Here is a 13,420-nt window from a genome sequence, read left to right on the forward strand (position 1 = left end):
GCCGGCTCAGTTCTGGAGGGTGAACTCGAGCAGTTCCGGGGCGCGGCGATCGACGATGGAGCCGCCCCACAGCACACCGCCGATAAGGGCGACGAGGCCGATGCCGAGCCCAACGAAGAATGCCGTACCGAAGTCGCCCGTATCGAGGATCCCCGTCACAACGAACCAGACGACGGGTGCCGCGAGAAGGAGCGGGAGAACAAACGCCGCGACCTGCACGACCGAGCTCGCGGAACTCGTGCGCTGGGGCTGGGCGAACGGATTGGCACCCGGCAGAACAGCCGGATAGGGGAACGCAGCCGAGAACACACTCGCGACACCGAGCGCGCTGAAGAGCACACACGCCGAAAGTCCCAGCACCCCGAGCAAGAACTCCGGGTGTCCCGTGACCCACACGGTGATGAACGAACCCGCAACCACCAGGGGGAGGCCGATCAGGAGCGGAGGGACTATGCGACCCAGACGGTCGGCGTAGCCAGCGGTACTCGTGGAGAGGTGCAACCAGAACGCAGTGGAGTCCTGCGCGACATCGTTGTGAACGATCCAGCCGAGGAACAGACACATGATTGGGACGGGAATCCACGCGATGATCTCGCCCGGCACACCGGCGATCACGAGCGTCCCGACGACGACGAGAGCGACAACCGGGACGACAGCGATACTCACGAGGTACCGCGGGTCCCGGCCCCAATAGCTGAGGCTCCGCGCCGCGACAGCCGTGAGGGGGGAGGCGGGAAGTGCACCGAACCATCCGAGGCCCCGGTACGGTCGGCGGCGCTCCTGCAACTGCGGGGAGACGAGCATCCGCCCCACGAGCAGGCGCCACACGAGCGCGAGCAGCACGAGGAACCCGAGCGCGATGCCGAGCTTGAGGAGCGCGTCATCCGTGCGCCCGATGGCGGCGTCCGCCGGCACGCTCCACGCCGCACCGAAGGGTGTCCAGGTCGCGACGGCGGCGATGCGGCGGATGATCGGCAGCCCGTGGCTGCCCCAGTCCACCGCGGACAGGGCAGCGATCCCCGGTGCCGCCACAACAACGGTCGCAAACGCGATGAGACCGACCACCTCGCGGCGTCGCTGCGTGGACAGATACAGTGCCGCGATCGCCGAACCCACACGCCCCAGCAGCGCACTCGTGGCGACGATGATCGGCACAACGAGCACCGCATAACCGATCGCGGCGGGATTCTCGCTCCACCCGACGACCTGCGCGAAGCTCAGCGTCAGCACCGAAAGCACCGGAATGCTCACGAGGGAGGCAATACCGATCATGACCGTGAGTCGTGTCGGCGGGATGCCCAACAGCGCGAACCGGCGGGGCTCGAGTGAATCGTCCGCACCGAAAGCCAGTGCACCGAGCGCGAAAATGAGGGACACCACGCTGCCCACGGTGATGACCACCGCCCTGGCGATATCGGGCGATTCGTCGCGCAGCGAGCCGAGAACGCCGGCAGTGAAGACAACGAGGGCCAGGCCGGCGAGGATGCCGATCGTCATCCCGAAGGCTTGGAGTGGGGGGCGACGGATGAGGTTGCCGAGCGTCTCCAGCCTCAGTCGGAGAAACTGTGCAACCACTCGATCCCCTCCTGCGGAACCCCGCTCGTCGAAAGCTCGATGAAACGGTCTTCGAGACTCTCGCCGTCTCGCACCTCGTCAACGGTTCCGTCGGCGAGCACGGTGCCGCCAACCACCACGGCGACACGATCGCACGTTCGCTCGACGAGGGCCATGCTGTGGCTGGACAGCACGACGGTTCCTCCCGCTGCCGTGTAGCTGCGCAGGATGCCCGTGACGGTCGCCGCGGAGACGGGGTCGACCGACTCGAACGGCTCGTCGAGAACGAGGAGCCGTGGCGAGTGGATCATGGCCGCCGCGAGGGCGATCTTTTTGGTCATACCGGCGGAGTAGTCGCCCACGAGTCTTCCGAGGGCTTCCTCGAGGCCGAAGGCCCTCGCGAGGTCGGTGCTGCGTTTGCGCGCCTCAGCATTGTCGAGGCCGCGCAGCACGCCGGAATAGTAGAGGAGCTGCGAACCGGTGAGCCGGTCGAAGAGTCGCAGCCGATCGGGAAGGACTCCCATGTTGCGCTTTGCCGCGACGGGGTCGTTCCACACGTCCGCGTCGTGGACGGTGACGGTTCCGGAGTCCGGTCGCAGCAGGCCCGTGATCATGGAAAGCGTTGTGGTCTTTCCCGCGCCGTTGGGGCCGACGATGCCGTAGATGGTGCCAGCCGGAACGTCGAGGTCGATGTCGTCGACGGCGAGGGTGGAGCCGTAGTGCTTGGTGAGTCCCCGGACACTGAGGACGGCATCCTTGACTGGCTTCTTTTTCGCCTTGGGCTTGGACGCGGGCCCCGGCTTCGCGACAGGCTTAGGTTTGACGGGCGTCTTGCGCACGGGAGCCGTCGCGGACTTGGGCTTGGGCTTGGGCGCGGGCTTGGCTTCGGGCTCGGGCTTCGCTGCAGGCTCGGGCTCGGGCTCGGGCTCGGGCTCGGGCTCAGGTTCCGGCTCTGGCTCAGATTCCGGCTCCGGCTCGACGTTTTCCTCGACCTTGGCCTCGGCCTCGGCCTCGACAGTTGCAACGGGTTCCGAGGTCGTCGACTCCTCCGCGGGTGCCTCGACGTCGGGTGCCTCGACAGCGGGTGCCTCGGCGGAGTCCTGCTCGGCTGGCTTGTCGGTTTTGCCCTCGGCCTCGTCGGTCGCGTCACCGCGAAGCAGACTTCCGACCGCACGGGACGCCCGGGCGATACCGCTCGGCAGTTTGAGCTTCGGCGCGGTGAGCTTCGGCACGCTGAAGCCGACGCGCGGTCGGTCCGCGGCGGCCGCGTCATCCGTCGTCGACGGGGGCACCTCGGCCGCCGTCTCGGGCGTCGACTCTGCTGCACTCTCGTCAGCGGCATCGGCCGCCTCGGTCACGTCGGGGATCGACTCACTGACGATCGACTCTTCGGCCACCGTGGTATCGGCCGCCAACTCCTCCGACGCTGCCGTGTCCGGCTCTGCTGTGTCGGTCGCTGCCTTGGTTGTGGTCGCCTTGGCTGTGCCCGCCTTGGCTGTGGCCGCTTTGGTCGCGGCAGGCTTCTTGGCTGCTGGTTTTCTCGCGGGAGACTTGCTCGCTGCAGCCTTGCCGGTTGCGGCCTTGCCGGACGTTGTTTTGCTCGCGGTCGACTTGGATGCCGGCGTGCGCGGAGTGGCGGAGGTCGAAGCCTTCTCTTGTGCGCTGGATTCAGGGTCAGCGGCCGACGAGGGCGACGGCTTTGTCGCGGACGCGGGCTTCGCTGCCGGAGTCCGCTTTGCCGCTGGAGCCGGCTTGGCCGTCGGCGTTGGTTTGGCACGCGGGGCGGGTTTTTTGCCCGTCCGGGCCTGTGGAGGCTTCGCTGACGACGAGGTGCTCACGTCAGGAGCGGGCTCCCCTGCGGGCTTACGGGCACCCGTGGTCTTACGCACCGGAGTTTTCGGGCGGGCCGGTGCCCGCTTTTTGGGCGCGCCCGACTCGGGCTCAGGGGCGTTTTCCACCGTACAAACCTACCAACGTCCAAGGGAACCTCACGTCAGGATCACGAATCAACAACGAACGCGTGATTCTGAGCCCCGCTCGGGGGTGATTGGCTACTCTGGAACGAGCACAACGGCGTGTCCGACCATCAACTCTGCGGTAAACATAAGCCAAATTCTCGCGGACGCGATTTCTCAACTTCGAAGGAGACCGCTGTGACGCAGATCGTCATTCTCGCCGCCGGTATGGGCAGTCGGCTCGGCCGATCGCTGCCGAAGCCGCTCACCGAGCTCGCGGACGGCCGCACGATCATGCAGCAGCAGTTCGACAACATCCGGTTCGCCTTCGGCTCCAACGCCCAGGTGACCATCGTTGTCGGCTACAAGCTCGAGCACATCATCGAGGCGTTCCCCGAGGCATCCTTCGTCTACAACGAGCAGTACGACCAGACCAACACCTCGAAGAGCCTCATGCGTGCGCTCCAGGCATCCGCTCCGGGCGGCGTGCTGTGGATGAACGGCGATGTCGTTTTCGACCCGATGGCCCTCGAGCGTGCCGCTGCTCTTGTGGCACGCGAGCAGTCCTTCGTGTCGGTCAACACCGCGAAGGTGTCCGACGAGGAGGTCAAGTACACGACCACCGCCGAGGGTTACATCAAGGAGCTCTCGAAGGCGGTTGTCGGCGGACACGGCGAGGCAGTCGGTATCAACTACGTCTCGCGCGACGACAAGGCCACGCTCCTGCGCCAGCTCAAGCGTGTGGGAGACCAGGACTACTTCGAGCGCGGCATCGAGCTCGCGATCGAGGAAGACGGTCTGCGTTTCGAGCCCGTCGATATCTCTGACCTCTACGCGGTCGAGATCGACTTCGCCGAGGACCTCGAGCGGGCGAACCTCTTCGTCTAAGGCTGTCGACACCGGCGCACCCTACGATAGGGGCGTGTCATCCACCGCGCTGCCCGCTCGGCACTGGTCGCCGCTAGCGCGGTACCGCCGTTCGTTGTGGCTACTCACCGTGCGCGACCTGCGCGTGCGATATTCGACGTCGGCGCTCGGATATTTGTGGTCGATCCTCGACCCACTTGTCATGGCCGGTATCTACTGGTTCGTGTTCACCCAGGTGTTTGCGCGGCCGGTCGGCACCGAGCCGTACATCGTTTTTTTGCTTAGTGCCCTCCTCCCGTGGATGTGGTTCAACGGCGCCATCTCGGATTCCACGCGCGCATTCTTGCGTGAGTCGAAGCTGATCCGATCTACCAAGATCCCTCGCACGATCTGGGTCGGTCGGCTCGTGCTGTCCAAGGGCATCGAGTTCGTAGCAAGCCTGCCCGTGCTCGCGGTTTTCGCCATCGCCACCGGGGCCGTCGTGCACTGGGAGGCCGTGTACTTTGTGCTGGGCATCCTGCTCCAACTTGTGCTCACGCTCGGAGTCGGACTCATCGTCGCTCCGCTTGTCGTGTTCTTCCGCGACCTCGAGAGGGCGACCAAGCTCGCACTTCGTTTCGCTTTTTACGCGAGCCCCATCATCTACGGGCTGTCAGACCTGCCGAGCAACTTGCAGGCGATCGCGCCCATCAATCCCCTGTTCGGTATCTTCTCGCTCTACCGGGCGGCATTCTTCCCCGAACAACTCAACTGGTACGCCGTGCTCGTGGCGGCGATCGTGAGTGTTGCGCTGCTCGTCGTCGGTCTGCTCGTCTTCTCGCGCACCGAGCGCGCGGTACTCAAGGCGATCTGACATGGACAACAGCTTCGTGATCTCCGTGCGGGACGCCGGCATCCGGTTCCGCCGCAACCGCCGGTCGAGCCGCAACTTCAAGGACCTCTTCTCGGCGCGGTCGCGCCGCACGCGTCCCGGCGAGTTCTGGGCCTTGCGCAACGTGAGCTTCGACGTGCGCGCGGGAGAGTCGATCGGAGTGGTCGGGCGCAACGGGCAAGGCAAATCGACGCTGCTGAAACTCGTGGCCGAGGTCCTCCTCCCTGACGAGGGCAGCGTGACCGTGGCGCAGGGTGTTGCACCACTCATCGAGATCACCGGCGGATTCGTCGGCGATCTCACGGTTCGCGACAACGTGTACCTGACCGCAGGTTTGCATGGCATGACCAAAGCGGAGATCGACGAACGATTCGCGGAAATCATCGCGTTCGCCGAAATCGAGGACTTCGTCGACACACCGTACAAGCATCTGTCGAGCGGCATGAAGGTGCGTATCGCGTTCGCCGTCATCTCGCGTCTGGAGGAGCCGATCATCCTCGTCGACGAGGTTCTCGCGGTGGGTGACAAGGCCTTCCGCGACAAGTGCTACCGCCGCATCCAGGAGCTGCTGGATGGCGGCAGAACACTATTTTTCGTCTCCCACAACGAGCGGGACCTTCGGCGATTCTGCACACGCGGTCTGTATCTCGACAAGGGCGCGCTCGTCATGGATGCCCCTATCGCCGAGGTTCTCGAGCGTTATAACGCCGACTACGGCGTCTGAGCAACCTCCCCGGCTCCCAGGCTGGCTCGGGTACGGTTAGCCGCATGGCGACATCGTCAGAGATCACGCCCTCGAACCCCATGGTGGTGAGAGGCATCGATCGGGTGTTGACGGTGCAGCGGCCCGTCGTGATCGCCCATATCCGCAGCATCCGTCGATCCCGACCGACCGCGAGCCCGTCCGAGATCATTCGTATTCTCGAACGTCGGTACCTGGCCGCCGTGACAACCGGGGGCGCAGCGGTGGGGGCATCCGCCGTCATCCCCGCCGTCGGCGTCGGCACGTCGCTCGCGCTGTCAGGGGTCGAAACGGCTGGCTTCCTCGAGGCAAGCGCACTCTTTGCGCAATCGATCGCCGAAATTCACGGCATCGTTGTCGAAGACCCCGACCGCGCACGAGCGCTCGTCATGACCATGGTGCTGGGGACCGCCGGTACCGACCTCATACGGCAACTCGCGGGCCAAGCCGCAGGTGGGCCGGCACGATCGGCGTTCTGGGGCGAGACGCTCACGAAGTCGTTGCCCCGGGCCGTCGTCGGGCCCATTGCCGACCAGCTGAAGAAGACGTTCATCAAGAAGTTCTCGGTCGCGCAGGGCACAAACGTTATTGGACGCATGATCCCGTTCGGGATCGGAGCTGTCATCGGCGGTGGCGGAAACCACCTGCTCGGTCGCCAGATCGTGCGCGCGTCGCGATCCGCTTTTGCTGCGGCACCGGAGGTGTTCCCCGAGTGGCTGAGCGTTGTGCCCAAGCAGCCCAAACAGCCCAAACAGCCCAAACAGCCCAAGGCTCTCAGGCCACCTAAACCGAAGCGAGAGAAGCGCCGCCGCGAACTCGATCCGCCCGGCGACGCAGGCTGACTCCTCCCCAGCGGTTCTCGCGAGAGGCCCATCACAGGGCGTCTGTCGTGGTCCCTAACGTGATGGCATGCGCTCCGACACTGCCTATCGAGTACCCCTCCGACTCGAACGAGCGGGAGGTCATCTCTTCCGCTTCACGAATACGAGTGACGAGACACTGCGGGGTGTCGCGCTCACCCTGCACGGCTCCGGAGTCATGGGGGCTAACGCACCGGCTCGGCTCCAGCCGGGCGAGACGCTCGAAGTAGACATCAAGGGCAGATCGCTCGCGCGGGACGCGATCCTCGTCGTGCGTTGGTTTCGCCCCGACGGCACCGAGTATCTCTGGCGAGTGAGCTTCTGACGGGGGCCTCAGCGCAAAGGCGCCGTACGTCGCTTCGTGCGCTCGAGCACAAAATCGCGGGCCGTGAACGTCTCGACCTCGGGAGGAAGGGAGTCTTCGCTCAAACCGCTGACGAGTTCACCCGGATCGATCCCCAGTACCGACGCGATCTTGATGATCGTGTGAAACGTGGGGTTGCTCAGGCCGCGTTCGATCTTGCCGTAGTTGGAGACGTTCATTCCCGCGAGGTTGGCCACGTCATCCTGGCTGATGGCGAACGTCAGCCGCTGCGCCCGGATCCGCTCCCCCAGAACGCGAGCGGCGGGAGAGAGGTACGCGGGCATGACTCATTGCTACTTGCCGCATTGCCACACCACCAGAGCGTGCACGAGTGAGCGTTATATGCCTCACATCATTCGCGCGGCACACCCTCGTCATCATCGTCTGAGAACGGGTCGACCTCGCTGTCGAGGCGGTCGCCCGCGTGGATGGCCCGGTGGCGCTCCCACTCACCCATGAGGTGGCGAATCGCTCCGCGGAACCTCTCGGTGGCAGCGCCCTGTGTGGTGTCGCCGAAATGACGCGCGGCCCAGAAGTCCAGGGTGGCGCGGGCATCCGGGTCATTCTGCACACGGTCGATGACATCGATGACAGCACCCGCTTGGTCCGCGGTGAGCCACTGACACGAGCCCAGAAAACCGGATTCGTCGACGTCCGCGAGGGGTGAGGCCGGGCGAGTGACGATGATGGGCTTGCCCGTGGCGAGGCGGTCGTAGACCATCGCCGAAATGTCGGTGATCGCGACATCCGCCGCGGCGAGTTGCCAGCCGAGCGCCGGCTTGTCGTCGTAGACGTGGTGGGCGGTGGCGTCTGCGGCGTTGGCGGCCTCCAACGCCGCGACGATGTCCCGATGGGCTCTGGCGTAGTCGGGATCGAGCACGCCACTGCGAGGGTGGGGTCGATAGATGACCCGATACGCCGTCGAGGCGAGAAGTGCCTTCACGAGCGAGACGCCGTGCGACGCGATCGAACCGTACGCTGCCGCCGCCCTGTCGCCCTCCCAGGTGGGGGCGTAGAGAACGACGGTGCGGTCATCGGGTGTGTACGGCAACTCGCCAGCAAAGTGGTCGGCCTGAGGGCGACCAATGGGGATGGCGCGCTTCTGAAGGTCGAAATCCCACAGTTTGTGCGACAGACGGTCGATGGCCGCGTCGCCAGCAACCAGGCTGTAGTCGTAGGCCTTGAACTGGTTGGTGGTCATGTACATCTTGTCGGACTCGCCGTGGTTGATGAACACGTGCCACATGCGGCCGTATCGGAACATCTGGAAGTTGCGAGCGTTCTGGTTGACGTAGAACACGATGCGGATGTCCTGCGAGTGAACGAAGTGCTCCAGGTCGGCCACCTGCCGCAAGTACACAACGGGTACGGGCGATTCCTCCCACAGGGGAAGCACGGCGCTGGGGCTCCGCGAAATGATGGCCACCGGCCACTCCCCCGCGATGTCAGCGAGAGGGGCGAGCCACTGTCGCACCTGATAGAGGTTGACCTTCGCGTCGGCGAAGTAGAGAGCGATCTTGATTGTGCCGGGCTCCGGCAGGGGGTGGTTCGGAAGATCCTGCGCGACGAGCCGACGAGTGCGTCGCGAGCGAAGGATGTTCTGCAGAACCTTTCGCGCCGTCTTGATGTCGTGCAGCAGCGGCATGCGCCGCCTCCTTTCCTGTGCTCGGTGAGGTGCCGAGAGGGCATGACCCCAGTGAGATTAGACCAGCGGAGGGCGGCCGGCGCGCGTCATCCGCCAGACCGTTACCCATCCGATGCTGCGGCGGCCGCCCGGCGACGTCCGGATGCCCTCCGCTAGGCCACCCAGCCATGCGGCGAGCGCGCGCGGTCGCCTGATCCACCGCAGCACCTGGATGCCCGTCCAGCTCGCGACGTACAGGGGCGCAATGACCCAGGGCAGGTTGCGCTTGGCCAGCCAGACCCGATTGCGGGCGTTCAGGCGGTAGTAGTACGAGTGCCGCGTCGGCTCGATTGCCGGGTGATGAGCGATGAGATCGCCCGCGTACCAGGTCCTGCGGCCGGCTGCCCACACACGCCAGGCGAGTTCGATGCCCTCGTGCGCGTAGAAAAAGGGCTCGGCCCACCCACCGGTCTCGTCGAAGACGCTCCGCGGTAACAGGGTCGCGCCTTCCCACACCGAGAACACCGGTCCGGGTTGCGCCGGGTCCCCCTTGCGGATACGCGGGACCCAGCGGCGGGGGTTGGCCTTGCCGGTGGGGTCCACAACTCTCGGTTGCAGGAGACCGATCGTGGGATCGGCGCGCATCTGCTCGATCGCGTCGATCAGGAAGCGCGGCGACGGGATGCTCGCATCATCGTCGAGGAAGAAGATGTACTCCCCACCCACCACCTCGGCTCCACGATTGCGTCCGGCCGGGATACCCAGGTTCTCCGGGAGAGCGAGAGTTCGAACATCCTCGGGGATCCCTGTCGGCTTCCACCCATTGCCCACCACAACGATGTCGAGTTCGACACCCTCTTGCGCACGAAGACTCGCGAGGCCCGCCGCGAGGTCGCTCGGGCGTGTGCCCTGGGTCAGGGACACAACGCCGACAGTGGGAGCAGGTGTCACGCGCGCACGCGCTTCGAGGCGATGATCGCCACGAAGTGACCCGCGAGGGCCAGGAGGGCGAGCGGAAGGAGAACAAGCAGGAGCACTCGATCGGCGAGGAGCGGATCGGGTAGGAAGAGTCCGACGATCGACGCGACGAAGATGAGAATCGTCAGTTCCACCGAGTGGTACAGCCGGTGGAAGGGCACAAATCGGGCGGCTCGCCGCAGTCGTGCGACGAGTGCCTGGCTGGGCTCGGCTTCACCCTTGCGATCACTCAGCTTTTCGAGGCCAGCATTGGCACGAGCGACGTGCACCATGTCATTGAGCGCCTTGTTGAGCACGATGATGAGCGCGAGCGCGAATCCGGCGGTGGTCCAGGCGAAGTCGGCCGGAAACTCGAGGGGCCACCCCGCCGCACGGATGCCGAGGATCACGGGTATCAGGGCCTCGGTTGTGTAGTGACCGACCTTGTCGAGGAACACGCCGGCCGGCGACCGGGTGTTGCGCCACCGCGCGACCTCGCCGTCGCTGCAGTCGACGAGCATCTGGAGCTGACCGAGGACGAGTGCGAGCGCAGCTCCTGCCACCCCCGGGATGAGAAGGGCGGCCGCGGTCGACCAGCCGACGAGGATCATGAGGCCCGTGACACCGTTGGCCGAGATGCTCGTCTTCAACAGCACCCATGTGAGGTACGGGGAGATGTCGCGAAGATAGAGGGATGCCGTCCAGTGCTCGGCATTGGCTCGTTGCCGCACTTCGGGCGGCTGAGTCACCGTGCGCAGTTGCGCCAACGATTCGGGGCGGGAGTCGGCCACGCGGTCACCTTCCCGTGTACTGCTTGATGTTCTTCGTGATGCCCAGGAAGCCGAGGAGAAAACCGGTTCCCCAGGCGAAGTGGATGCAGGGCAAGACTACGAGATACCAGGCCGCCGTGCCGAGACCGTGCCGCGCGGCACGAACAGCAGCCACGATCACGAGCACCAGGTAGGCAGCGGGTGCGAGGTAAGCACACTGAAACCACCAGATGCCCGTCGCCGACCCGACGATGCCGAGAACAAGACCCGCGAGGATACCGATCACCGCGAGCGGCGGAACGAAATACCGCAACGAGTTGGCACTACCGAATCGCCGGGCGAGCTCACCCCGCCAGATGCCGGTGGCGACGAACTGACGGATGAGGCGGCGCAGCGACGACCGCGGACGGTATTCGACCTCGAGCGCCGGGGTGAACCACACCGTGCCCCCGGTCGCGCGTAGTCGGCGGTTGAGTTCCCAGTCCTGGCCACGCTTGATGTCCTCGTCGAAGAGGCCGACCTCGAGCAGGCGATCACGTCGGAACACCCCGAGGTAGGCGGTTTCCGCGGGTCCGGCCTGACCACCGACGTGGTGCTGGGTCCCCCCTAGACCTTCGGGAGAACCGTATGCGTGAGCGACGGCCTTCTCGAAGGCGGTGCGGCCGACCGCTTTCATGATGCCGCCGACGTTGTCAGCTCCTGTTGCGAGGAGAGTCTCGACGGCGACCCGTGCGTAGTCGGGGGGAAGCACCGAATGAGCATCAACACGAATGACGACGGGGTAGCTCGATGCACGGATCGCGACGTTCAGACCCGAGGGGGTGGAGCCCGCCTCATTGCGGATGGAACGGATGCGCGGATCCGCTGCGGAGAGACGGGAGATCACATCATCCGTACCGTCGACACTCGGGCCGAGAGCGATGACGATCTCCGATGGGCCGGTGTAGTCCTGACTCGTGAGACTCAGGACGGCGGCCTCGATGTGGTCGACCTCATTGAGGACGGGCATGACATACGAGACACCGGGGAGGGCGTCAGACTGCGCAGTCATGTGGTCCGTTACGTCGTGGCGGTGAGGGTCGGTAAAGCCTAACGCCCACCGCCACGACGGCGGATCAGAGCGAGCCCAGAGTCACGTCGACCGTGTCGGACTTGCCGTTGCGCACGAAGGAGATGGTGGCCTCGGATCCACCCGCGAGCGCCCGAACCTGTGCGGTCAGGTCGTTGCGGTTCGTCACGGGGAGGCCGTTGATCGCCGTGACGATGTCACCGACCTTGAGACCGGCGGCCTCGGCCGCGCCGCCCGGGACGATCTCGACGATGCTCGCACCGGCGATACCCGCGTCGACCTGTGCCTCGTCATCCCCGACATCCGCGACGCTGGCGCCAAGGAGGCCGTGGGTCGCCGAGCCGTTCTCGATGAGTTCCTGCGAGACACGCTTGGCGACGTTCGACGGGATGGAGAAGCCAACACCGATGCTTCCGGCTGCCTCGCCGCCGCTCGCGGTCGCAATGGCCACGTTGATGCCGATGAGCTCGCCGTCGGAGTTGAGGAGCGCGCCACCCGAGTTGCCGGGGTTGATCGCGGCATCCGTCTGGATGACCGACAACGAGATCGTGGACGACGATGACGGTGCCTGCTGCTGCGGGAGCTGCTGGTCGGGGCCGAGGTCGAAGTTCCAGAAGTCGAACGGGTCCTGACCCGGGTCTTCGGGCATCTGCTCGTCGGGAGCCTGCTCCTCGGGCACAGCCGACGAGGCAACCGTGATGCTGCGGTTGAGTGCGCTGACGATTCCGTTGGTCACCGTGCCAGCGAGTCCGAGCGGTGCGCCGATCGCGATCGCGGTGTCGCCGACGTTGAGGTCGGATGAGTCGGCGAACGTGATCGCGGGAAGCGGGTCATCCGTCTCCACCTTGATCACCGCGAGGTCGTAGATGGGGTCGACTCCGACAACGGTCGCGTCGAGGATCCGACCGTCGTTCGTCTGCACCTCGACAACGGGGTTCGCGGTCGCACCGTCGAGGGTGACGACGTGGGCGTTGGTGAGGATGTAACCGTCGCTGTCGATGACAACACCCGAGCCGGAGCCTGCCGCCGTCTCCGAGGAGACCGAGATCGTCACGACGGAGGGTGCAGCCTGTGCGGCCACCGCGGTGATGAGGTTGGCGTCGTCGGCGTCGTTGACGGTGATCGTCGCTGGGCCAGCAACGGTGCCGGGCTCGTTGCCCTGCAGGCCGACAGCCCACAGCGCGACTCCCGCACCGGAGACGCCACCGACGAGGGCCGCTGCCGCAATCGCAGCGACAACACCGACGGTGATGCCGCGGCGCTGGGGACGAGCGAGTGCGGGGTGCTGAGCGGGGTCGATCGGGGCACCCGCGACGGGAGGGGTCGTCGGGGGAACACCGGGAGGTGCCGTCTGCGCGGACGGCGCGGGGTACTGGAACGTCGGTGCGGTGTGCGACGCGGGCGGGGTGGGCGCAGCCGGTGCTTGCGGCGCGCTGTGTGTTACCGGTGCGACCGGCTCGGCGGCTGCGGCGGGCGCCACCGGTGCGACGGCGGCCTCCGCAGCGGGCGGCTGCACTGCCACGGCGGCGGACGGTGCCGCCTCGGCCGCGGGAGTGGACGGGGCGGAGGGGGCGGCCGGAAGCGCGATCGCGGAATTCTCGCTCGACGCGGTCTGCTCGGCTGGCGCGCTCTCGACGGGCTCGGCGGGCGTGTGAGCGGTCGGCGTGCTCTCGCCGGCGTCGTTGCCTGCGCCGTCGTTGCGCGGGGCGTCGGGGGTCTCGGGGGACTCGGGCATGGGTGTGCTCCTTTCAGCGCTGCAAGCATCCATCGCCAAGCTGAGGGTTGTA

Annotated in this window: 13 protein-coding genes; 5 read left to right on the top strand and 8 right to left on the bottom strand. The window is 66.0% G+C overall.

What is annotated here, in order from left to right; translation table 11 throughout:
- Positions 1 to 6: 6 nt before the first annotated feature.
- Both LH407_RS02830 and LH407_RS02835 read right to left on the bottom strand, forming a co-directional pair.
- Positions 7 to 1,575, bottom strand: coding sequence for a hypothetical protein (locus LH407_RS02830; protein WP_322132805.1), 1,569 nt, complete (start codon positions 1,573 to 1,575; stop codon positions 7 to 9).
- Complete coding sequence (locus tag LH407_RS02835; RefSeq protein ID WP_322132804.1) at positions 1,551 to 3,512, bottom strand: ATP-binding cassette domain-containing protein; 1,962 nt, start codon at positions 3,510 to 3,512, stop codon at positions 1,551 to 1,553. The genes LH407_RS02830 and LH407_RS02835 overlap by 25 nt, the downstream gene beginning before the upstream one ends.
- 195 nt (positions 3,513 to 3,707) lie before the next feature.
- On the opposite strand from LH407_RS02835, the gene LH407_RS02840 reads away from it, so the two are divergent.
- From LH407_RS02840 to LH407_RS02860, 5 genes are all read left to right on the top strand, one after another.
- Positions 3,708 to 4,397 (top strand): phosphocholine cytidylyltransferase family protein, encoded by a 690-nt coding sequence (locus tag LH407_RS02840; RefSeq protein WP_322132803.1) that lies wholly within the window; start codon positions 3,708 to 3,710, stop codon positions 4,395 to 4,397.
- Between the two features lie 34 nt (positions 4,398 to 4,431).
- Positions 4,432 to 5,229 (top strand): ABC transporter permease, encoded by a 798-nt coding sequence (locus tag LH407_RS02845; protein WP_322132802.1) that lies wholly within the window; start codon positions 4,432 to 4,434, stop codon positions 5,227 to 5,229.
- A 1-nt stretch (position 5,230) separates the two neighbouring features.
- Positions 5,231 to 5,971 (top strand): ABC transporter ATP-binding protein, encoded by a 741-nt coding sequence (locus LH407_RS02850; RefSeq protein ID WP_322132801.1) that lies wholly within the window; start codon positions 5,231 to 5,233, stop codon positions 5,969 to 5,971.
- Between the two features lie 44 nt (positions 5,972 to 6,015).
- A complete protein-coding gene (locus LH407_RS02855; protein WP_322132800.1) occupies positions 6,016 to 6,831 on the top strand; it encodes a hypothetical protein in 816 nt (271 codons plus the stop codon).
- A gap of 67 nt (positions 6,832 to 6,898) precedes the next feature.
- Complete coding sequence (locus tag LH407_RS02860) at positions 6,899 to 7,174, top strand: hypothetical protein (protein ID WP_322132799.1); 276 nt, start codon at positions 6,899 to 6,901, stop codon at positions 7,172 to 7,174.
- 8 nt (positions 7,175 to 7,182) lie between these two features.
- Here LH407_RS02860 and LH407_RS02865 read toward each other — a convergent pair whose 3' ends face one another.
- From LH407_RS02865 to LH407_RS02890, 6 genes are all read right to left on the bottom strand, one after another.
- Positions 7,183 to 7,497, bottom strand: a complete 315-nt coding sequence (locus LH407_RS02865; protein WP_322132798.1) for a helix-turn-helix domain-containing protein — start codon at positions 7,495 to 7,497, stop codon at positions 7,183 to 7,185.
- A 68-nt stretch (positions 7,498 to 7,565) separates the two neighbouring features.
- Positions 7,566 to 8,858 carry a CDP-glycerol glycerophosphotransferase family protein gene (locus LH407_RS02870; protein WP_322132797.1) on the bottom strand — a complete coding sequence of 431 codons (1,293 nt, stop codon included), beginning with the start codon at positions 8,856 to 8,858 and terminating at the stop codon, positions 7,566 to 7,568.
- 57 nt (positions 8,859 to 8,915) lie between these two features.
- A complete protein-coding gene (locus LH407_RS02875; protein ID WP_322132796.1) occupies positions 8,916 to 9,788 on the bottom strand; it encodes a glycosyltransferase family 2 protein in 873 nt (290 codons plus the stop codon).
- A complete protein-coding gene (locus tag LH407_RS02880; RefSeq protein WP_322132795.1) occupies positions 9,785 to 10,585 on the bottom strand; it encodes a CDP-alcohol phosphatidyltransferase family protein in 801 nt (266 codons plus the stop codon). Before LH407_RS02880 ends, LH407_RS02875 begins: the two co-directional genes overlap by 4 nt.
- A 4-nt stretch (positions 10,586 to 10,589) precedes the next feature.
- On the bottom strand, positions 10,590 to 11,615 hold the full coding sequence (locus tag LH407_RS02885) for a glycosyltransferase family 2 protein (RefSeq protein WP_322132794.1): 1,026 nt from the start codon (positions 11,613 to 11,615) through the stop codon (positions 10,590 to 10,592).
- Between the two features lie 64 nt (positions 11,616 to 11,679).
- The gene (locus tag LH407_RS02890; RefSeq protein WP_322132793.1) at positions 11,680 to 13,368 is read right to left on the bottom strand and encodes a S1C family serine protease; all 1,689 of its coding nucleotides are present in this window, start codon (positions 13,366 to 13,368) and stop codon (positions 11,680 to 11,682) included.
- Positions 13,369 to 13,420 lie beyond the last annotated feature (52 nt).

Source organism: Antiquaquibacter oligotrophicus, from assembly GCF_020535405.1.
GTDB lineage: Bacteria > Actinomycetota > Actinomycetes > Actinomycetales > Microbacteriaceae > Rhodoglobus > Rhodoglobus oligotrophicus.

What these genes read in the sequence shown, in the direction of transcription:
- LH407_RS02850 (WP_322132801.1), top strand. Translation starts at nt 5,231, where the DNA reads ATGGACAACAGCTTCGTGATCTCCGTGCGGGACGCCGGCATCCGGTTC.
- LH407_RS02855 (WP_322132800.1), top strand. Translation starts at nt 6,016, where the DNA reads ATGGCGACATCGTCAGAGATCACGCCCTCGAACCCCATGGTGGTGAGA.
- LH407_RS02860 (WP_322132799.1), top strand. Translation starts at nt 6,899, where the DNA reads ATGCGCTCCGACACTGCCTATCGAGTACCCCTCCGACTCGAACGAGCG.
- LH407_RS02865 (WP_322132798.1), bottom strand. Translation starts at nt 7,497, where the DNA reads ATGCCCGCGTACCTCTCTCCCGCCGCTCGCGTTCTGGGGGAGCGGATC.
- LH407_RS02870 (WP_322132797.1), bottom strand. Translation starts at nt 8,858, where the DNA reads ATGCCGCTGCTGCACGACATCAAGACGGCGCGAAAGGTTCTGCAGAAC.
- LH407_RS02885 (WP_322132794.1), bottom strand. Translation starts at nt 11,615, where the DNA reads ATGACTGCGCAGTCTGACGCCCTCCCCGGTGTCTCGTATGTCATGCCC.
- LH407_RS02890 (WP_322132793.1), bottom strand. Translation starts at nt 13,368, where the DNA reads ATGCCCGAGTCCCCCGAGACCCCCGACGCCCCGCGCAACGACGGCGCA.